The following is a 21,840-nucleotide window of genomic DNA, read 5'->3' on the forward strand; positions in this document are numbered from 1 at the left end:
GGCCTACTGAAAAACAGGTAAATTTTTGATTTATAAATGTTTTAAAATTAACTTTTTAATTTAACAAAATTTTACTTTAAAACGGTTAACGATATTTATACTAAAAATTAGATGTTTAATCTACTTTTAAATGGCATTTAGAGTAAAATAGAAAAAAAGCTGTATTCCATTCTTTGTGTCGGCTGCCGCCTGGGCCTTCATTTTTTTTCAAAAAAAAACGAAGCAAAAAAAACTGCCCGGCAGCGGCCGACCGCCTGCAAACTCACACACTCAAAATTCTCAAAATCATTTATTTACAAATTTCACTTTTCTCCTTTTGAGAATTTTGATTGTGTTCAGACAGTGCAGGCTGTTATAAGGTCACATTTGATTTATTTCATTCTTTTGACAGTTATAAAATTTAGCATTTATACACAAACCCTTGATATTTTTTTTTAGAAAGCCTTAACCAGACATAATTACCTATAAAATTAGGCATTTTGAAAGACAAAAAATAAGGATTTTGCTTATTTGGCGAAATAAGAAAGGAAAAAGGAGGATATTCAGGAAACCAAAAGCAATACTGAACCTCCTAAAGTGAGCCCCATCACGAGTTTCCGAAATAAACTTTCATTGATGATGCCCACGATTTTTTTCCCTATAAAAAAACCGGCAATTAGAAATGGAATCAGATACAAATCAACTGTGAAGGTTTGAAAATTAATATTTTTCCAGACAAAAATCTGAAAGGGTAATTTGAATAAATTTATCACTAAAAACAACCAGGCTGCTGTCCCAATGAACTCATTTTTGGGAAGTCCGGTTGCCAGAAAATAAATATTGGAGAATGCCCCGGCAAGGTTGCCAATCATGGTGGTAAAACCCGAAATCAAACCCATGGAATTGGAAAAAATGCGGTTATGAGGAAATTGGGCCTTTTTGTTCATCTCCATCCAAAGTAATATTATGATAGTCAACAACACAATCACGGTCATGATTTTCTTAAAAAGTTGGTCATCAATGATTTGCCCAAGCCAAACTCCAAGTAAAATACCTGTAATGACACTGGGCAAAAGCTTCCAGAAATATTCCATTTTAATGTGCCGTTTGTAATACCAAACTGCGAAAACATCGGCGACACAAAGCAATGGCAAAACGACCCCTGTGGATGTTTTTCCACCAAAAACCAACGCCATGATGGTTACATTGAGCATATCTATCCCCTTAATCCCGGCTTTTGACATTCCGATGATGGCAGCTCCAAGACCCAAAATTGCCCATTGGTATATTTCAAAATTCATATTTTTGTAAAAATAAAAAAGTCGCCAAAGTTAAAACCCCTGACGACTTTTTTTTATAAAAACGATAGTCTTATTTTTTTCTAACCGAGACCGCTATCCTGCGATTCTGGCTTCTTCCTTCTTCTTTTTCGTTAGAAGCTACCGGATGTTTATCACCATAACCTTCAGACTCCAATCTGTCAGCCGAAATTCCTAAAGCTACCAATTGCTCCATAACAGAAACGGCTCTTTTGGATGATAAATCAAGGTTATTGGCATAGTTACCTGTATTATCGGTATATCCGCCAATTTTTAAAGCCACTGCCGGAAATGCTTTCATGATTTCAGCAATATTTTTTACCTCCTTGATAGAAGTAGAATCCAAATCCGAACTTTCAGAAACAAAGTTTAAGTTTTTGAAATCAAACCAGTTGTCTTTACCGGCAACTTGCTTTTCATCTTCAATAAATTTGATTAGTTTATCTTCAATACCGCCTTTTTCGAAAGAAAGATTTACCCCAGTCGAAAGTGCTTTTGAGATTGGGGCTACAATTTCTACAGGCTCATCAGAAGTTTCGATTACTACCGGAGCTTTTACCACTGCTATGTATGGAGCAATAACCAAGGATACGATCGACATCAACTTGATCAAAATGTTCATGGCAGGACCTGAAGTATCTTTGAAAGGGTCACCCACAGTATCACCGGTTACAGCTGATTTGTGAGGATCAGAGCCTTTTTTATGATGCTCTCCATCAATCATTACACCTTTTTCGAAAGATTTTTTAGCGTTATCCCAGGCACCACCAGAGTTAGATTGGAAGATTCCCATCAAAACACCAGATACCGTAACACCTGCCAACACACCCCCCAAAATCTCAGCTGAGCTGGAATCAGGAAATACACCTTTAAATCCAAAACCAATTATTACCGGAACAGCGATTGCGATACCACCTGGTAAAATCATTTGCTTCAAAGATGCTTTTGTCGAAATCTCAACACATTTTTCGTATTCTGGTTCAGCTTTGTATTCCATTATACCCGGAATCTCTCTGAACTGGCGACGAACTTCCGTCACCATTTCCATGGCAGCTTTACCAACGGCTGAAATTGCCAATGCTGAGAAAATGAAAGGAATCATTCCTCCCACAAATAAACCTGCCAAAACTGGTGCTTTATAAATATCGATTTGACTGATACCAGCAATACCCACAAAAGCAGCAAACAAAGCCAGTGAAGTCAAGGCAGCAGAGGCAATCGCAAAACCTTTACCTGTGGCAGCGGTAGTGTTACCTACTGCGTCAAGGTTGTCTGTTCTTTCACGAACATCTGCATGCAAGTGAGACATTTCGGCAATACCACCTGCATTATCTGCGATAGGTCCAAAAGCATCAATAGCCAACTGCATAGCTGTAGTGGCCATCATACCGGCAGCTGCTACTGATACACCATATAATCCCGCAAAACCGTAAGAAATAATTATACCGGCTGCCAAAACTAATATTGGTAATACGGTAGATTCCATACCTACAGCCAAACCACCAATGATGTTGGTAGCATGACCTGTTCCAGATTTTTGAACGATAGATTTTACTGGTCTTCTGGTCATTGAAGTATAATGCTCAGTGATGAAAGATATCAAAGTACCTACAACCAGACCGGTGACAATGGCATAAAACACATCCATTGCAGTAAACTCAAATCCTCTAAGATTTAAAGAGGCAGGCAAAATATAAGGCACAAGGAAATAACAAACTATCAATGTGATAATGATTGACATCCAGTTTCCGATATTCAGGGCAGTTTGAACTGAGTCGGTTTCTTTCCTTACTCTTACAAAGAAGGTACTGATAATTGATGCTAAAAGTCCCACACCCGCAATCAACATCGGAAGCAAAACAGGAGAATAACCACCGTAGTTGTCACCCACATTGATTTCTTGTCCTAAAACCATAGTAGCCAATATGGTAGCAACATAAGAACCAAAAAGGTCGGCACCCATACCAGCTACGTCACCTACGTTATCACCCACATTGTCGGCAATGGTCGCAGGATTACGAACATCGTCTTCCGGAATACCGGCTTCAACTTTACCCACAAGGTCGGCACCTACGTCGGCAGCTTTGGTATAAATACCTCCACCTACACGGGCGAAAAGGGCAATAGATTCAGCTCCTAATGAAAAACCGGCCAAAACTTCAATGGCAGTTTTCATCCCTACTGAAGTCAGTCCTTCGCCTTGTGCAAAAACATTATAAAATATGATAAACAAACCACCTAAACCTAAAATTGCAAGACCGGCAACTCCCATTCCCATAACTGAACCTCCGGTAAATGAAACATTCAATGCTTTTGCAAGCGATGTTTTTGCAGCCTGAGCAGTCCTTACATTTGCTTTGGTGGCTACCCTCATACCAATGTATCCTGCCACCGCTGAAAAAATCGCACCTATCAAAAATGCTACAGCAATAACCCATGACGAGTGAATCGGATTTTCGGGAGTACCTTTCTGCATACCTAACCAAGCCAATACAATGGCAGTGGGAATGGCAACATAGGAAAGTATCAACCATTCAGCTTTTAAAAATGCTATTGCTCCATCGGCAATATAACCGGCGAGCTTCTGCATGGTGGCATCACCCGGGTCCTGACGCGACACCCAGTTGAATTTGATGAAAGTGTAAATCAAGCCTATCAGACCAAAATTGGTACTAAATAAACAATTGAATTCATAAAAAATGGTTTTAAGTTTTTGTACTAAAATTAAAAATCCCGCAAATTTACGTTTTCAGCGAGACAATAAAAAGGTAAAATTCAATTATATATAAAAAAAATAGTATTAGTCTGGAAAATAGTGTAGAAAAATTCTGATATTCTATGAAAATCAGATTAAAATTTTCTTTTTGAAAAAATACCTGCGATCCATATTTTTCAAAATTTATTATAAAAAGCCTGAAGTAATAACTTAGAATATATAACTAAGCCGGCAGGTTTGTATTTTTTTGTAAATATTCATATTTTTCAAAAAATCTGATTACCAGTATTTTATATGTCTTTTATAAAATATATTTGGATCTTATGGTAATAGAAAATTAAAACTCAATTGCTGCAGCCTTCTATGCTGGCCTTGAAAACATTTCCTTTTTCTACCGAAAATCCTGGCTCAAGTATAATGTTTTGGTCTGCAGAGTAATTAATTCTGGATGAAGGATGGATTACATGATCTGAAGAAATTTTGTTTCCATGAAAATCCTGAGTGGTATTTATGAGAAGATTTCCGGAATAATTAGCTTCGGAATTTTGATTTATAAAACTAAAAAATTGAGGGCCTTGTGGTGGACAGCTAAAATTCTCAACACAATTGGCTGATAGTTGATAATCGGCATTTAAATTTTGAATTAAAACCCCTGCATTGGTGGTACCATCGCTCCAATGGATTTGTCCCTCACATCCGGCTGCAATCACCACAAAATTTGATGGCCCACAAATAGTTACCGGGCTTTGAAGAGGTGTTTTGTTTGAAATTTGATAGGAAAATGGATTATTGTAGGCATTTATTCCGTTTACAAAATAAATGTTTTGAGAATTATTCGAAAAATGAATTTGGCTTGCTGAAACTATTTCCATTACCTGCGGCTCAGTAAGAATTACGTCTGTAAACTTAAACGCTAAAACTTCCGGTTTGCTTTTTACCCAAATTTCGTTTTTTACCCTTACAGAAGGGCACAAACCTGTACATTGATTTTGCGAGTAAAAATCATGAACACCTGTGTTCAAATTCTCTAAAATCAGTTGTCCGTTATTTCCGATAATATTTCCATTAGTTTGATTGTCCCACCAGGTCAATTGTGAAGCCGACTGGGCCGCATTGGTATATAATTTTATACTAAAACCTGAAACACATAATGGATCAAGAAGTGAATTGTCAACCGGTAATAATTTCCATGTGCCGTTGGGTATTTCGCCAGCCAAAGTTGAAAAAGAACTCACTGGCCCAAAAACTCCGGTAACCGGATTACTATTTGAGACTACCACTGGTTTATTGTTTTTAAAGGTAGTGGTAACCTGGCCTGCCGAAACCGTTCCGCGGGCGTAAGTTCCGGCTGAAATCAAAGTATATTTCTGGCCTGATGGTGAAACTAATTCAAAACCAATTTCTTCGTTAAATGGAATTCCTCCTCCATCTGCATTTCCACATGATAGGTTTCCTCCTCCATCTTTTTTGTGCCAGGTAATGCTGACTTCTACCGAATCAATCAATCCTGCAACACCTTCCAGAGCAATTTCCGGGTCATTTCCACTTTTCTCGAAACCATCATACCCAACCACCGGTCCGGCGTAATTTCCCTGAAAGAAATCCGGAAAATTACAATTTGGGGGATCGATATTCAGAGTATCTTTTCCTGAACAAAATTGTGACTCAAGATATAATTTTCCGGGAGAATTACTAATTATCTTATTGTAAACCAAAGGTTTTGAGTCTATACTTTTTATACAGAAACCTTTGGAAACTTTCGCAGTAAAAACACCTTCTGAACTGGAAACTAGGGAATTGGAACTCCCAATTAAATTTCCTGTGGCATTAAACCATTCATAGCTTCCTCCGGGAACATTAGGCACTGAAAGATTTACCGTATCGCCAACACAAAAATATCGTGAAGGGGTAATTCCAACTGAAAAATCAACCAGATTCTCAGTTTTACAGGCCACCGCACTCAATAAGTTGATTCTACCGGCACCTAATTGACCAGTAAAAGAAGGATTAAGATGGTCGATTTTATCTGAAGTGGTTTTAATCAGATTTTCTAGTTCTTCTAAAGTTAAGGCCGGAAAACAAGACCATAAAAATCCTAAACAAGATGAAACCAGAGGAGTAGCCATAGAAGTGCCACTATATGAACCATATGTATCAAAAGGCAAAGTGCTCAATATTGACCTGCCCGGAGCGGAAATATCAACTGTCTGTCCATAGCTTGAAAATGAGCTTCTGACGTCAGTTGCATCGAGGCTTGCCACCGAAATCACATGATTGTAAGAAGCGGGATATTGCAATTCGGCAGAATTTTCATTTCCTGCAGCCGCCACTATCATTACTCCATTTTGATAAGCATAATCAATTACCTCTTGTTCGGTACTCGAATACCCCGGCCCGCCCCAGGATAAACTGATAATCTTTGCCCCATGATCCACAGACCATTGGATTCCTTCAAAGCCGTAATAGATGCCATTGGGATTACCTCCGTCAGGTGTTGCCTTAACTGGCAATATTTTTACCCGGTTATTGGCCGACCCAGCAATTCCTAAATTATTATTGGTTACTGCCGACACAATTCCCGCCACATGTGTTCCATGACTAAAAGTGGCATTTGGAGGATTTGGGTCAAAGTCTGTCTCTGAAGACATATCTTTCCCGGGTAACATATTGGCTGAAAGATCAACATGATTGGTTTGAACTGCATTATCAACCACAGCAACAATAACATCTACACCACCAGGGTTTACATCCCATGCTTCTGCAGCTTTTATTTTCTGAATTGACCACTGATTGGCGTAATCGGTATCATTAGGTACAGCAATTATTTTGCGAAAAGGCACTTTCTCCACATACTGATAATATCCATCAGCCTTCATCTGCTCTATGATTTTGTCCAAATCGTCGTTTTGTGTGAGTTTTAGCCTGAGAATGTTTTTTAATTCATTATTTTTGACTTCCGGAAAGGCTTTTGAAATTTTTTCAATAATTTTTCCATTAGATAGAATACGGGATTCCAAAAAAGGCAGTTGTTGTTTTAATTCAGCAGATTTTGTTACGTTCTTTATTTTGGTACCGTATTGAGTTTTGAGTTTAACAAATATTTCACCTTCGAAATACTGCTGTCCGAAGGTGCTTATAGAAATAAAAAAAAGAAAAAGAAACCTTAAAATACCTTTCATTCCTAACATTTGGCAATCGCAAATCTATGAAAAAAATATTGCTTACCCTTACACTATTTTATTTACCGGTGTGTCTTTTCGCTCAGAATCAGACATTAAGCTCAAGTGAAATTCTCCAGGGAATAAAAAAATTAAACACCGTGGGCAACGCCATGTACATTGCAGCCCATCCCGATGACGAAAATGCACTATTAATATCCTGGCTGGCCAATGAAAAAAAAGTAAGGACAGCATATATGGCACTTACACGTGGTGACGGTGGACAAAATTTGATTGGTGCAGAGCAGGGTGAATACGTTGGACTACTCAGAACACACGAGCTGCTTGAAGCCCGGAAAATTGATGGTGGTGAACAGTATTTTTCAAGGGCAATTGATTTTGGTTTTTCAAAAAAAACTGAAGAAGCACTTTCGATTTGGGGAAAAGAACAGATTCTGGAAGATATGGTTTATCAAATCAGGAAATTTAAACCCGATGTTTTGATTAACCGATTCCCGCCAGATGAAAGGGCTGGCCATGGACATCATTCCGCATCGGCAGTTTTGGCAGCAGAGGCATTTGACGCCGCGGCAGATCCAAAAATATTTCCAGACCAGGTTAAAACTTTTGGAATTTGGCAGGTAAAAAGATTGGTTTGGAATTCTTTTAACCGGGGCTTTACCAACGCCGCTCCTAATGAACCCTCATTTTTCAAAGTATCTTTGGGCGACTACAACCCACTGTTGGGCGTTTCTTATCCTGAATTGGCGGCAAAAGCCCGCAGCAAGCACCGTAGTCAGGGGTTTGGCTCGGCACCATCCAGAGGTGAAAGATTTGATTTTATGGTTAATGTGAAAGGTGAACCTGCCAAGGAAGATCTTTTTGAAAACATAGATTTAAGCTGGAACAGAGTAGAAAATGGCGAAAGTATCGGAAAATTGTTAAATGAAATTATTGCCTTATTTGATATTCAAAACCCCGGAAAAAGCACTGAAAAGCTTATTGATGTTTACAGAAAAATAGAATCACTCCCTGAAAATCCATATAAACAAAATAAGCTGGAAGAGTGTATGAAACTCATCATGGGTACTGCAGGTTTATATTTTGAAGCCAATCCTACAACCAATACCGTTGCTCCTGGAGAATCTCTGAAAATTTTGACCACAGCCACAAACCGTAGCAGCCAGGAAGTTATTCTACAGAAAATTAGTATCAAAGGTATTGCTGCTGCTGACTCCGTAATTAATCAGAAACTTAGTTTTAATAAGAATTCAGAAGCTCAATTGATAGTTAAGATTCCAGCAAATGCAGAGAATACTCAGCCGTATTGGTTACAAACACCCTCAAAAAAAGGAATTTATCAGTTGAAAAATCCGGAATTCAGAGGATTGCCCATGGCACCTGCCCCACTTTTTGCCAGTTTTGAATTTAGCATAAATGGTAAAAATCTGGAATTTTCACATCCTCTTAAATATAAATACACCGAACCTTCCCTGGGTGAGATTTATAAATATCTGGAAATAAGACCCGAAATCAACCTTAATCTGGACCAGAAAGTATATATTTTTTCTGATGAGAAACCAAAAAAGGTTTCTGTGAAAGCATTTTCAAATAAAATTAATGCCAAAGCAAAAGTAAGTTTGGAAGCCGGAAAAGGCTGGGTAGTAAATCCTAAAGAAATTGAGGTAAATTTCCCGGAAAAAAACCAGGAAAAACAACTAGATTTTTTTGTTACCCCTCCAAAAAATGCATCTCAAACAACCATAAGTGTATCAGCAAAAACCGAAAATGGTGTAATTTCAAATTCCATAAAAACCATCAAATATGACCACATACCCGAACTTAATATTTTTCCGGAAGCAAAATCAATCGCACAAAAAATTAATATTTCAAAAACCGGAAACAAGATCGGTTATGTGGCCGGAGCTGGCGATGAAGTACCTGATGCACTCCGACAAATCGGTTATGAAGTAAGTATGCTAGATCAAAATACCATAGGAGGCAATTTGGCAGATTTTGATGCAATTATCATTGGGGTGAGAGCTTATAACACGGAAAACTGGCTTCCCGGAATGCAAAACACCCTTTTTGAATATGTGAAAAATGGCGGAAATATGATTGTTCAATATCAGACCCAGGCATTTTACGGAACTGTAAAAACCAAAGAATTAGGTCCATACCCCATAAATATTGGTCGCGGAAGAGTAACCGACGAAGATGCTGAAATGAAAATCTTGGACCCAACAAATAAAATTCTTAATACACCAAATAAAATCACCACAAAAGACTTTGAGGGCTGGGTTCAGGAGCGAGGCCTTTATTTTGCCGACAAGTGGTCAGATCAATATAAAAGCATATTTTCTATAAAAGACCAGGGCGAAACCGAGCAAGAAGGTAGTTTATTGATTGCAAAATATGGAAAAGGAAATTATATCTTTACGGGACTTTCTTTTTTCAGACAATTGCCGGCAGGGGTTCCCGGAGCCTATCGACTGATGGCCAATTTAATATCGCTTGAAAAAAATTAATGAATTGGAGTAGAGAATTTTCGAACACAGAAATCTTTTATTTATTGTCTTTCTTGGCAATATATCTCATTTATTTTGTCCGGATTTTCATCATATCAAAAAAACTCAAAGCTTCAGCCAATTCCTCTTTTCTAAAATTTATAATCAGAGGTTTGTATTTTGGAGCATTGAGCCTGGCACTATTGGGTCCAAGTTTTGGAATTACAGAAATAGAAGCACGTTCTACCGCAAAAGATATCTATCTGGCATTTGATCTTTCTCAGTCAATGAACGCCACCGATGTAGCTCCATCAAGATTGGAAAAAGCCAAAAATGAAATTCTGGGTCTAATTGATCGCTTTCAATCTGATAAAATTGGCCTGATAATTTTCAATTCTGAAGCTCAGTTGGTTGTACCGCTAACATATGATCATGAAAGTTTGAAATCAAATATTTCTAATCTAAAAACTACACTTTTGTCATCCGGCAGTTCTGATTTAAATCCGGTTTTTGAACTGGTTTTGAATAAATTTTCGGCTAGTCGGTCTCCCAAAAACCATATAAAAAACTGTCTGATTGTGACAGATGGTGAGTTTTTTGAACCTACTGATGCTCAATTCATTAATCAATTAAAAGCCAACAAAATCAATATTACTATTTTTGCAATAGGTACCCAAATCGGGAGTAAAATCCCGGTAATTAATGGTTTTAAAAAAGATAAAGCGGGCAATGAAGTAGTCTCAGTACTTGATATTCAGCAAATCGCTGAAATCTCCAAAAAGACCGCAGGAAAATATTTTGTTGCCAATAATCAAAAAAATGAACTAAACGGAATGATCGAAAATATCTTGTCTATCAAAAGCAGTGAAATGGACATCAATCAACAAACTGTGACTTACAACAAGTATTCATATTTTTTATTAGTGGCACTTTTATTAATTATTATTGACTTCCTTTTAACTGTTAATGTACTGAAAATCTGAATGTATCAATTTATATATCATATCATATTTTTCCTGCTTAATCCTCAATATTTTTATAATATTGACCAGAAAAATGATTTAAAAATTGAATTCAATAAGGCTTTTTCCGAAAAAAAATACCAAAAAAGCATTAAGATTTTTGAAAAAATAAATGAAATCAGCCGGATTATTGACCCCGAATTAAATTTTGATGCTGCACATGCATACTTTTATACAGGCGATACTCTAAATGCCCGAATCAAATATGAAACCGCAAAAAATCTGCCTGATGTATTGCCATCATCGCAAGCATTAAATCAATTGGGTATTATTTCCCTGATGGCCAAAGATTCAACTAAAGCATTGGATTATTTCAAACAAAGTCTTAAAATAAATCCGGAACTCAACGCGGCGAGATATAATTATGAATTGATTTCCAAATTATTTAAACCAAAAACCAATAACCAGAATTCACCTACACAAGAAACACAAAATCAGGAAGTTATCGCTTCAGAAGAAAAAGAACAGGAGTTTTCTGAATACAAATCCAAAAATATTTCAAAAGAAAAAGCTCTTCAGCTGTTGGATGACCTAAAAAATTCAGAACTTAAAATATCGACTAATACTAAAAATAGTAAGAAAAATATAGAAAAAGATTGGTAATAAACCCGAAATTTGCATAAATGAATCCGCTCCGGAAATTATTATCAATCACATTTAGGGAAAAATGAACAGTATTAAAGAGACAAATTTTAACTTTAAAAATCAAACGGGATTTTATAAAGGCAAAGTACGTGACGTATATTCGATTGGTAATCACCTGCTTATGGTTGCCTCTGACAGGATTTCCGCGTTTGATGTTGTATTACCCAGAGCCATACCTTTTAAAGGCCAGGTGCTTAATCAGATAGCAGCAAAAAATCTTGAGGCTACTCGCGATATTGTACCCAACTGGCTTATTGCCACGCCTGACCCCAATGTTTCTTTTGGTCATCAGTGCACAACTTTTCCTGTCGAGATGGTAGTGAGAGGTTATTTGGCAGGTCATGCCTGGCGGGAATATAAAGCCGGAAAAAGGTCGGTTTGTGGTGTCAGTCTGCCCGACGGTCTCAAAGAAAACGATAAACTTCCTACTCCAATAATTACTCCTACTACCAAAGCTCACGTAGGACATGACGAAGATATTTCAAGAGAAGACATCCTCGCCAAAGAATTGGTAGAAGAAAAACAATACGAAGAGCTTGAACGAATTGCACTTGAATTGTTCAATAGAGGAACAGAAATGGCTCTTAAAAATGGTTTGATTTTGGTAGATACCAAATATGAATTCGGCGAAAAAGATGGAATTATCTATCTGATTGATGAAATTCATACGCCTGATTCTTCCCGATATTTTTATGCCGATCAATATCAGGATAACCAGGATAAAGGATTACCGCAGAAACAATTGTCTAAAGAATTTGTGCGTGAATGGCTTATAGCCAATAATTTTCAGGGCAAAGAAGGTCAGGTGGTACCCGAAATGACCGACGAAAAAGTAGAAGAGATATCCAACAGGTATATCGAGTTATTTGAAAAAGTAACAGGAGAGAAGTTTAAAAAGAAGCAATCAAAAGATATCCTGAAGCGTATGGAAACCAATATCAAAAGTTTCCTAAAAAATATTTAAATTATGTCGAAAGAATTTAAAAAAAGCGACCGTCTCAATAACCTGAGCTATGCTATCAGGGGACCTGTTTTTGAAAAAGCTCAGCAATTGGAGGCTTTGGGGCAAAAAATCATCAATCTAAACATCGGCAATCCTGCTCCATTTGGTTTTGATGTGCCCGATGAGATTGTTCATGATATGATTTTAAACCTTAGAAATGCTCAGGGTTATTCGCACCATTTGGGTATTTTTTCAGCACGCAAAGCCATCCAGCATTATACCCAGCAAATAGGTATCAAAGACGTAAAAATCGAGGATATTTTTATTGGGAATGGGGTCAGTGAGTTGATAGTCATGTGTATGCAAGCCTTGCTAAATGATGGTGATGAAGTGCTCATTCCGGCACCAGATTACCCTTTGTGGACTACCGCAGTGGCACTTTCAGGAGGCAAACCTGTCCATTACATCTGTGACGAAGCTTCCGACTGGAATCCTGATGTGGAGGATATGGAGAAAAAAATTACCTCCAAAACCAAAGGCATTGTTATCATCAACCCCAACAATCCAACTGGAGCAGTTTATGAAAAAGATGTTTTGCAAAAAATCGTAAAACTGGCCGAAAAACACAATTTGATTCTGTTTTCTGACGAAATTTATGATAAAATACTCTACGACGGGCACAAACATATTCCGGCAGCTACGCTTTCTGATGATGTCTTCTTTATGACTTTTGGTGGATTGTCCAAAAACTATCGTGCCGCCGGTTTCCGGGGAGGCTGGGTGATTCCAAGTGGAGCAAAATCAAAAGCAAAATCATTCCTCGAAGGCTTAACTTTGCTAGCCAGCATGCGTCTTTGTGCCAATGTGCCTACCCAATATGCCATCCAAACCGCTTTGGGAGGATATCAGTCGATAAACGACCTGGTAGCCGAAGGTGGAAGATTGAAAAAACAAAGAGATTTGATACATTATAAGCTCACTGATATTCCGGGAGTAAGCTGTGTTAAACCGAAAGGGGCACTATATGTTTTCCCTAAAATCGACATGAAAAAGTTTGACATCGGTGGAGATGAGCAGTTTGCCCTGGATTTGTTGGCAGAGCAAAAAGTATTTATTGTTGCAGGTACAGGATTTAACTATCCCGGCCACCAACATTTCAGAGCCGTTTTTTTGCCTGAAACAGATACTTTAGAGCTGGCCTCAGACCGGATAGCCGAATTCTTAAATGGCAAAAGGATAAAAAGTAAAAAATTAATTGAAGTCTGATGGACGTAATTTTGCTTATAGTTGGAATTGCCTTTTTGCTGATAGGGCTTGCGGGGGCAATTTTGCCATTGCCTGGTCCTCCGCTGAGTTTTGCAGGAATTGTAGTATTGCACTATTCCCGCTTTGGCAATTTTTCAGAAAGTGCACTTTGGGCAATGGGACTGGCAACTTTAGTTATAACCTTGCTTGATTATTATGTTCCGATTTGGGGAAGCAAAAAATTTGGTGGTGGTAAATGGGGAAGTATAGGAGCAGGAATAGGCTTGTTTGTTGGAATGTTTCTGGGACCTTTTGGGCTTTTCATTGGTGCTTTTGTTGGAGCCTTTGCCGGAGAATACCTGACCAATCAAAATCACAATCAGGCAATTAAAGCTGCTTTTGGTAGCTTTTTGGGGCTTATGGCTGGCATTTTTGCTAAAACTATTTTGTGTATTATAATGCTGGTTGCAGCTATAATCCAAATATTCGGTCATTTATAAATTCTTTTAATATCCTGATCAGATTTCAGGTTATTCAGAATAATATTTCTACCTTAAATAAAAATGAAAACTTCAAAAATCGCTCTGCTTGCGGGTGTAATTCTTTTCTTTTCTAACCAACTGGAAGCACAAAAAGTCCAGGTTTGGCTGACAAAAGGTGACCAAAGTAAGAAATTTGAAAAGCAAAAAGAAGAGTATTTTTTCGAAAAGAAAGACAGTGATATTCCAACCATTTTAGTTGATGATTCCCGCCGATTCCAGACTATGGACGGTTTTGGCTTCTCTTTAACCGGTGGAAGTGCCATCTTGCTCAATCGGATGACCAACAAATCAGAAGTTCTAAAAGAATTATTTGGTACACAAGATAATGCAATTGGAATCAGTTATCTGCGAATTAGTATTGGTGCATCTGATCTGGATTCTGCTGTCTTTAGTTATTCTGAAAAAAAAGGTCATTTTTCATTGGCCGAAGATGAGAAAAATCTGATTCCTGTTTTAAAAGAAATACTGAAAATAAATCCAAAACTTAAAATTCTGGGTAGTCCCTGGTCACCGCCAATATGGATGAAAACCAATAACAACAGTATTGGAGGAAGTCTGAAAAAAGAAAATTATCAGGATTATGCCGATTATTTGGTAAGATATCTCGGCTCAATGAAGAAAAAAGGTATCACTATTGATGCCATCACTGTTCAAAATGAGCCTCTTCACCCTGGAAATAATCCAAGTTTATTGATGTTAGGAAGTGAACAGGCCGAATTTGTAAAAAATAATTTGGGTCCGGCTTTGGTAAAATCAGGACTGAAAACCAAAATTATCATTTACGATCACAATGCCGACAGGCCCGACTATCCTATCAGGGTTTTATCTGATCCAGCAGCAAGAAAATATATTGACGGTTCGGCCTTTCACATGTATGGTGGCAATGTTGAAACCCTCACCGAAGTTCATGAAGCATTTCCGGATAAAGGTTTATATTTTACAGAACAATGGATTGGTCATCCAACCAACTTTCAGGGAGATTTAACATGGCATATTAAAAATCTGGTTATTGGTGCGTCAAAAAATTGGTGCAAAACGGTGCTGGAGTGGAATTTGGCTGCAGATCCCTATCAAAAACCTCATACACCGGGAGGATGTACAGCTTGCCTAGGTGCAATTACAATTGATGGGAATAATTTTTCAAAAAACACTGCATATTACATAATCGCTCATGCTTCTAAGTTTGTAAGGCCTGGTTCTATCAGGATTGCATCCAATACGACCATGAGCTTGCCAAATGTTGCATTTAAGACTTCGGATGGAAAAACCGTTTTAATCGTATTAAATGAGTCAGACAAGGAAATTGATCTTTCAATTTCAAGTAAAGGCAATAGAATTTTCCAGAAATTAGATGCATTTACGGTAGCTACATATGTTTGGTAAAAAAAATTAGCCTCCATCAATGATCGAGGCTAATCCGGCTATCGAGTGAATCTATACTACTTATTGTCTTTATTGATTAATATCTTCTAACTATTATTCTGTCTCCAATTTCGATATTGTTATTTTTCAGATTGTTGAGATATACAATTGATCAACGCTGACTTTATAATTTACCGAAATCCTATACAATGTCTCGCCTTTTTTTACTTCATGTACCAAAAATTGTCTTTCCGTAGTTCGCCTCTCGGGTATTGATTCTTTTAAATCCTCTGAGAAAGATTCACTTTTTGCTACTCTTTCAGTTTCTACTTTTTTTACGACTGTTTTTTGTGATGGCTCTTTATACTCATTTTTTCGTAAAACATCACTAACAAAACCTGATTCCTCATTTTCCTGGACATCTTTATCGGTTATTTCATGCTCACCATCCAATAATTGGGATATATATTTATCATCAAATTTCAATCTTTCGGATTTTTCCGGTTTGTTTTCAATCGGGTATTCTATATACTCTTCAGGTTTATTTTTAGGTCTTTTTTCTTGCATCCAAATCACCCTTCCCCGCTGCAATCGAGCAACATTGTCCATTCGGTTAAATTTCAAAAGACTTGAAAGCTTTACCCCGTATTTTTGAGAAATATCCCAGAGACCCTCTTCTGCTCTAACTATATGATGAGGAATATCTGCTTTCGTTTTTTTAGATTCAATATAATAAACCTGACCAATTTGAACTGCATCTTTTTCTGTCATGTCATTGAATTCCAGAAATTTTTCGACTGACAAATCTGCTTTATACGCAAGATTAACGAAATCATCGCACATATCAGCCTGAATGCCTTTCAGGTTATTAATGGTATAAAATATTCCACCTTTTTGAAATCCAATTTTTGGATTAAGTATTAATAAAGGAAATCCTAAATCAAGATTTTGCTTACCAACATTTTTACTCATTTCGTCAAGTCTCCTGATCTCATTGTATCTAGAGGCTGGTACTATCGCAAGTACATTTGCATCTCCTTCGGAGGGTACTCTTGCCGATTTAAGCCAAAGATTTGAATTATATAATTCAGTAGGTTGCATTTTTAAATCTGCGGCGATGAGATTGAGTGTTTTTCCTTTCCCATCTTTATACTCATAAACAATTAATGGGTTTGAATTGCGGTAATACCCAATTTCAATTTCCATTACATATTTAAAGGCTAAAAACTGTATCAAAGAACTATATGCGGGGGTATCAATCATCAAAAAATCACCCTTCCACTTTTTGTTTAACTCCAACACTTTCAATACTTCTTTGCTTGCCAAACAAGAATATAAAGTAGTTGCCCAATTATTATACATCACCTGATTTCGTTTAATAAAAACCATGGCACCTTTGGTGGCCATAATCAGATGTTTCCTTTCATCTATATTCTCATCGACAATTAAATCAACGTCTAAAGCTTTTTCTTTATCCAGACACCAATACACTCCCTGTTCCAGCACCTGAGTTGACAATTGGCTTTTTTGAAAACGGTTATAAATTGCCAGGAATTCAAAATCTGTTGGTACATTAGCTGATTTAACAATACTTTCCACAATTGGTAAAATTGTTGAAAACTTGTTTAACAAACCATTTTTGAAATCTTTGTTAGTATACAAAGACTTCGCCTCTTCAATTAAAATGAGCCTTGTGGACTCATTAAATTGAAAAGAAATGTTTGCAAACTTCAACTCATAAGGAATTTTCAAATTCCTATCAATAGAATATTGTTGAGCAGCAATTTGAAAACATCCTAAAAAAAGCAATAAAAAGCCTGCTCCTTTTACACCTATTAAAAATTTAAAAAAAGCACGTAAGTCTAATTTATTTTGATCCACATTGTTGCCGTTTAATTAGCAATTATAATGAATTTCAAATGATTTTTCAAATTTAATTTATTGAATTTATACTTCCAAATAAATAATCAAAATATTTAAAATATTTTGTCTTTTCAATAATTTTTGAAAATTAAATACAAAAAAAATAGGATTACCCCTATTTTCTCCATTTCTTATAAGTGTTTATCAGACCGTTGGTTGAGGCATCATGGCTTGATACTTCACTGTCGGACTGTAACTCAGGATATATTTTATTGGCCAATTGCTTACCTAATTCTACACCCCACTGGTCAAATGAAAATACATTCCAAATGATTCCTTGCACAAAAATTTTGTGCTCATACATAGCAATTAGACCACCAAGCACTTTTGGAGTAAGTTTTTTAATCAAAATTGAGTTCGTAGGTCGGTTACCTTTGAACACTTTAAATGGAGCCAATGCTTCGATTTCAGCTTTCGATTTTCCGGCTTTTACTAATTCCGCCTCTACTTCTGACCTGTCTTTACCGTTCATCAAAGCTTCTGTTTGAGCAAAGAAGTTGGACAATAACATTTTATGATGCTCGCCGATAGGATTTTGGCTTACAGCAGGAGCTATAAAATCAGAAGGTATGATTTTAGTACCCTGATGAATGAGCTGATAAAATGCATGTTGCCCATTGGTGCCTGGTTCTCCCCAAATGATTGGTCCGGTTTGGTAATTGACTTCATCGCCTGAGCGATCGATGTATTTTCCGTTTGATTCCATATCACCTTGTTGAAAATATGCTGCAAACCGGTGCAGATATTGGTCATAAGGAAGAATAGCGTGTGACTGTGCGTCAAAAAAGTTATTGTACCAGATACCCAGTAAACCCAAAATCACAGGTATATTTCTTTTAAAAGGAGTATTTTTGAAATGCTCGTCCATCTGATGAGCACCTGAAAGTAAAGCTTCGAAATTTTGGAAACCTATGTAACAGGCGATGGAAAGCCCGATAGCACTCCAAAGCGAATACCTGCCTCCAACCCAATCCCAAAACTCAAACATATTGGCAGTATCAATTCCAAATTCAGCAACACCTTTTGAATTAGTTGATAGAGCCGCAAAATGTTTTTTTACAAATGAATCGTCTTTGGCCGAATCCAAGAACCAATTCCGTGCGGTATGGGCATTGGCCATAGTCTCCTGTGTAGTGAAAGTTTTTGAAGCGATCAGAAACAAAGTGGTTTCCGGATTGACTTTTTTCAATGTTTCGGCAATATGAGTTCCGTCAACATTAGAAACGAAATGAACATTCAAGCCTTTCAATGCATACGGTTTAAGTGCTTCTGTAACCATAACAGGGCCTAAATCTGAGCCACCAATCCCAATATTTACAATATCAGTAATCTTTTTGTTGGTATATCCTTTCCATTCTCCTGACCTTACCCTTTCGGAAAAGTCTTTCATCTGGCCCAAAACCCGGTAAATATCCGGCATAACGTCTTTTCCATCCATCAAAATCGGAGAATTTGAGCGATTTCGCAAAGCCACATGCAAAACAGAACGATTTTCTGTAGCATTGATTTTTTCACCTGAAAACATTTTTTCTATTGCTTCCGAAAGTTTTGCTTCAACTGCCAATTCAGTTAAATAACTCATTGTCCGACCTGAAATGAGGTTTTTTGAGTAATCCAAAAGAATATCCTGATGACGTACCGAGAATTTTTTGAACCGGTTTGCGTCCTGAGCAAAAAGTTCTTTAATTGATGTTTTTGCAATAGTTTTCTTATGGCTTTTTAACTTTTTAAAAGCAGCCGTCTGATCAAATTTTACAGAAGAGAGCATTGTTATTTCTTTGGTGATTATTAAATATTAATTCTATATTTTTCAAATTTATGTGGTGTCCCCAGAAAAACGTTGAAATCCACATTTTCATTTATACCTGGCAATCTGCCGGTTTCCGAATGTTGCCACAAAATTAGGTTAGGAGAATCAACAAAACCTATATCTTTAGATACATAATCTGAAATCCAAAGCGGATATTCGGCCAATTCAGATTTTATATACTCTTTATAAACAGGGGTATTGGTATAAATGATGGGTTTAACGCCCAAATGTTTTTCAACAATATCCAGCCAGGTTTTCAAACCAGAAGCCAATTGTTTTTTTGCATGTGAGCCATTGGCATTTTTTTCAAAATCTAAAACCGGATAAATGTCTCCTTTTTGATGTTTTACGTTCAAAATGTAGTTTAGTGCTTGCAATCGGGCATCGACTCCAGGGACAAAATAATGATAGGCTCCTCTTACGAAACCATGCTTTCGGGCGTTTTCCCAGTTTGTTTTGAAGTTGACATCTACCATTTCAGCACCTTCCGTGGCTTTAATTACCACAAAGTGTAGTCGGGTTTCGTCTTCTCTTTTGGAATTTATTTTTCCCCAATCCACATCCCCATTATGTCTTGAAATGTCAAATCCATGAATTAAGTATTGCATGGGTAAATCAATCTGGTATTTGGAAATAAACTTCCAACTGTGACCGTCACTTACGAGATTGGGGTAAAGTACTATCAATGAAAGCAGAAGCAATCGGTAGGCGTGATTCCAATATTTTGATATAAATGATTTCAAAATTATTTTATCAGGAAAAATGGTTTGTCAAAATTACTGAAAAAACTTAAAATGTTTCTTCAATAATGATAAAAATGAAGCTGACGAATAGATTTAAATTTATAAATGTAGTGTGTACCATTGTTTGTATCCTCACAAACATTACAGAAGGCCATTTTTTGTGTCCTCACAAAAAAATACAGAAGGCCATTGTTTGTGTCCTCACAAATAATACAGCCCTTGTTTGTGTCCTCACAAACAATAAATCCATTGTTTGTTTCCTCACAAACTTTGTTTTAAAACCAATTTCCAATATGACTTATAAAATCAAAGTTTTCCAAGCCATTTTTATAATATGCTGCAGTGGAATAATAATAATCTTCAGGATTTTCTGCTAAATTCCAATGTTTTTGCAATGGGTTATTATGGATATAGTTTAACTTTTGCATCATTACATTTTTCGAAAAAAGGATTATTGGTAGTGCATTTCTTTGCCAAAATTGATAGTCGCGGGTAATCTTATTTACCCGAAACACCTCCAAATAATCTGGATTCTCAGTCCTAAGCTTTTTCTGGAATTGATGAGCAGTATATTTCATAAAACTGGCATGTGGCATTTCCTTACCATTTGATTCAAGAAGTTCCCAAATAAAATGAATGTGATTAGGCATAATTACAAATGCATAAACCTTGATTTTCTTTTTTTGAACCAAATGCCTGAGGCTTTCAATTATGATTTCTTTGTAATCATCACCCAATAATAATTTTCTATGATCTAATATGGAGGCGGTGTAAAAATATAGTTTGTTTAAATCCATGTGGTAGCTATTTAAAAAAACAAGTTCCTAAATTTTTGTTTTTCAATCAAATAAAAAAAGGTTTTTTTTGTTGTTGCGGAAATAAACATGGCGGGATTAGCATGTTTGTGAGGACACAAACAAGGGCGGACACAAACAAGGGCGGTCAAAAAAAAGGCGGTCAAAAAGGGCCGACATAGCTTGTTTGTGAGGACACAAACAAGGACGGTCACAAAAATGGCAGTAATAGCTTGTTTGTGAGGACACAAACAAGGGCGATCACAAACAAGGACAGACACAAATAAGGGCCGAAAAAAATGGCCGAAAAAAAAGCGACCATTTAGCCGCTTTATTATCTTAAAATTAAAATCAAATCACATGTAATTTAGGTCATTATTGGGTTTAAGCTTAATCACTTTTATCCAATCCAAAATCTTAATAATTGGATAGGTTGGATCAAATTCATGCCATTTTATGCCAAAATTTGCCCTGCCACCAAATTTATGGTGGTTGTTGTGATAACTTTCACCCAACATCAAAACATCTACAGGCAATAAATTACGGGCAGTGTCGTCAACGTCAAAATTACGATAGCCATATTTGTGAGCAAACCAGTTGATAATCACCCCATGAACCGGTCCCATTAGAAAATGAACGGGCAATAAAAGGAAAACCCAATAGCTCTCTGCAAAATAAAAATAAAAAAAGGTATAAACTAAACCCCAGCCTATTCTCGATACCCATGTATCACCAAACTTTTCCATGAACTCCCAGTGAGGCACATTTTTCTTAAACTTGGCTTCAATATTATCAACTCTGGCCACAATATTATGATAGTAGTCTTTGGTTTTCCACATCATATCGAATAAGTTTTTAGAAAAACTAGGCGAATGCGGGTCATTTTCGGTATCAGCAAATGCATGGTGTAAGCGATGCATAACTCCATAAGCGTAGGGGCTCAAAAATGAGGATCCCTGAAAGATCCAGGTAAGCCAATAAAACACTTTTTCGGTCTTTGGCCCCATTGTAAACATTTTGTGAGCTGCATATCTATGCAAAAAGAAAGTCTGGGCAAAAAGCGATAAGTACCAATGAGAAATAAAAAAAACAAAAATTACCATTTATAAATATTTAAAAAACTAAAAAAAAC

General features: G+C 36.8%; 14 protein-coding genes and 1 pseudogene. 7 read left to right on the forward strand and 8 right to left on the reverse strand.

The features are described from left to right. Positions 1–542 precede the first annotated feature (542 nt). From IPP61_21470 to IPP61_21480, 3 genes and pseudogenes are all read right to left on the reverse strand, one after another. Positions 543–1,280 carry a sulfite exporter TauE/SafE family protein gene (locus tag IPP61_21470; GenBank protein ID MBL0327694.1) on the reverse strand — a complete coding sequence of 246 codons (738 nt, stop codon included), beginning with the start codon at positions 1,278–1,280 and terminating at the stop codon, positions 543–545. Positions 1,281–1,350: 70 nt separating this feature from the next. Next, a pseudogene (locus tag IPP61_21475) lies at positions 1,351–3,963 on the reverse strand (sodium-translocating pyrophosphatase). A 395-nt stretch (positions 3,964–4,358) separates the two neighbouring features. Then, positions 4,359–7,193 (reverse strand): S8 family serine peptidase, encoded by a 2,835-nt coding sequence (locus tag IPP61_21480; GenBank protein MBL0327695.1) that lies wholly within the window; start codon positions 7,191–7,193, stop codon positions 4,359–4,361. Between the two features lie 26 nt (positions 7,194–7,219). On the opposite strand from IPP61_21480, the gene IPP61_21485 reads away from it, so the two are divergent. From IPP61_21485 to IPP61_21515, 7 genes are all read left to right on the forward strand, one after another. After that, entirely contained in the window at positions 7,220–9,700 is a 2,481-nt protein-coding gene (locus IPP61_21485) for a PIG-L family deacetylase (GenBank protein MBL0327696.1), read from the forward strand. 53 nt (positions 9,701–9,753) lie between these two features. Then, entirely contained in the window at positions 9,754–10,662 is a 909-nt protein-coding gene (locus IPP61_21490) for a VWA domain-containing protein (protein ID MBL0327697.1), read from the forward strand. Then, entirely contained in the window at positions 10,663–11,304 is a 642-nt protein-coding gene (locus IPP61_21495) for a tetratricopeptide repeat protein (protein MBL0327698.1), read from the forward strand. A gap of 64 nt (positions 11,305–11,368) precedes the next feature. Further along, the gene (locus IPP61_21500; protein MBL0327699.1) at positions 11,369–12,310 is read left to right on the forward strand and encodes a phosphoribosylaminoimidazolesuccinocarboxamide synthase; all 942 of its coding nucleotides are present in this window, start codon (positions 11,369–11,371) and stop codon (positions 12,308–12,310) included. Between the two features lie 3 nt (positions 12,311–12,313). Next, positions 12,314–13,555: a pyridoxal phosphate-dependent aminotransferase gene (locus IPP61_21505; protein ID MBL0327700.1), complete on the forward strand. Its 1,242-nt coding sequence runs from the start codon at positions 12,314–12,316 to the stop codon at positions 13,553–13,555. Then, entirely contained in the window at positions 13,555–14,034 is a 480-nt protein-coding gene (locus tag IPP61_21510) for a DUF456 domain-containing protein (protein ID MBL0327701.1), read from the forward strand. The genes IPP61_21505 and IPP61_21510 overlap by 1 nt, the downstream gene beginning before the upstream one ends. 63 nt (positions 14,035–14,097) lie before the next feature. After that, positions 14,098–15,459, forward strand: a complete 1,362-nt coding sequence (locus tag IPP61_21515) for a glucosylceramidase (protein ID MBL0327702.1) — start codon at positions 14,098–14,100, stop codon at positions 15,457–15,459. Between the two features lie 126 nt (positions 15,460–15,585). On the opposite strand, the gene IPP61_21520 is transcribed toward IPP61_21515, so the two are convergent. The 5 genes from IPP61_21520 to IPP61_21540 all read right to left on the reverse strand — a co-directional run bounded on the left by IPP61_21520 (position 15,586) and on the right by IPP61_21540 (position 21,811). Continuing rightward, a complete protein-coding gene (locus tag IPP61_21520; protein MBL0327703.1) occupies positions 15,586–17,319 on the reverse strand; it encodes a LysM peptidoglycan-binding domain-containing protein in 1,734 nt (577 codons plus the stop codon). A gap of 157 nt (positions 17,320–17,476) precedes the next feature. Beyond that, the gene (gene pgi, locus IPP61_21525; GenBank protein MBL0327704.1) at positions 17,477–19,129 is read right to left on the reverse strand and encodes a glucose-6-phosphate isomerase; all 1,653 of its coding nucleotides are present in this window, start codon (positions 19,127–19,129) and stop codon (positions 17,477–17,479) included. A gap of 20 nt (positions 19,130–19,149) precedes the next feature. Continuing rightward, on the reverse strand, positions 19,150–19,914 hold the full coding sequence (locus IPP61_21530; protein ID MBL0327705.1) for a glycoside hydrolase: 765 nt from the start codon (positions 19,912–19,914) through the stop codon (positions 19,150–19,152). A 275-nt stretch (positions 19,915–20,189) separates the two neighbouring features. Continuing rightward, on the reverse strand, positions 20,190–20,711 hold the full coding sequence (locus IPP61_21535; protein MBL0327706.1) for a transposase: 522 nt from the start codon (positions 20,709–20,711) through the stop codon (positions 20,190–20,192). Between the two features lie 353 nt (positions 20,712–21,064). Then, the gene (locus tag IPP61_21540) at positions 21,065–21,811 is read right to left on the reverse strand and encodes an acyl-CoA desaturase (protein MBL0327707.1); all 747 of its coding nucleotides are present in this window, start codon (positions 21,809–21,811) and stop codon (positions 21,065–21,067) included. Between the last annotated feature and the right edge of the window lie 29 nt (positions 21,812–21,840).

The organism is Cytophagaceae bacterium (assembly GCA_016722655.1).
GTDB lineage: Bacteria > Bacteroidota > Bacteroidia > Cytophagales > Spirosomataceae > Leadbetterella.

Bases quoted from the DNA above. Each gene is read 5' to 3' on its own strand.
- IPP61_21470 (MBL0327694.1), bottom strand. From the start codon at position 1,280: ATGAATTTTGAAATATACCAATGGGCAATTTTGGGTCTTGGAGCTGCC.
- IPP61_21480 (MBL0327695.1), bottom strand. From the start codon at position 7,193: ATGAAAGGTATTTTAAGGTTTCTTTTTCTTTTTTTTATTTCTATAAGC.
- IPP61_21485 (MBL0327696.1), top strand. From the start codon at position 7,220: ATGAAAAAAATATTGCTTACCCTTACACTATTTTATTTACCGGTGTGT.
- IPP61_21495 (MBL0327698.1), top strand. From the start codon at position 10,663: ATGTATCAATTTATATATCATATCATATTTTTCCTGCTTAATCCTCAA.
- IPP61_21500 (MBL0327699.1), top strand. From the start codon at position 11,369: ATGAACAGTATTAAAGAGACAAATTTTAACTTTAAAAATCAAACGGGA.
- IPP61_21505 (MBL0327700.1), top strand. From the start codon at position 12,314: ATGTCGAAAGAATTTAAAAAAAGCGACCGTCTCAATAACCTGAGCTAT.
- IPP61_21510 (MBL0327701.1), top strand. From the start codon at position 13,555: ATGGACGTAATTTTGCTTATAGTTGGAATTGCCTTTTTGCTGATAGGG.
- IPP61_21515 (MBL0327702.1), top strand. From the start codon at position 14,098: ATGAAAACTTCAAAAATCGCTCTGCTTGCGGGTGTAATTCTTTTCTTT.
- pgi (MBL0327704.1), bottom strand. From the start codon at position 19,129: ATGCTCTCTTCTGTAAAATTTGATCAGACGGCTGCTTTTAAAAAGTTA.
- IPP61_21535 (MBL0327706.1), bottom strand. From the start codon at position 20,711: ATGGATTTAAACAAACTATATTTTTACACCGCCTCCATATTAGATCAT.
- IPP61_21540 (MBL0327707.1), bottom strand. From the start codon at position 21,811: ATGGTAATTTTTGTTTTTTTTATTTCTCATTGGTACTTATCGCTTTTT.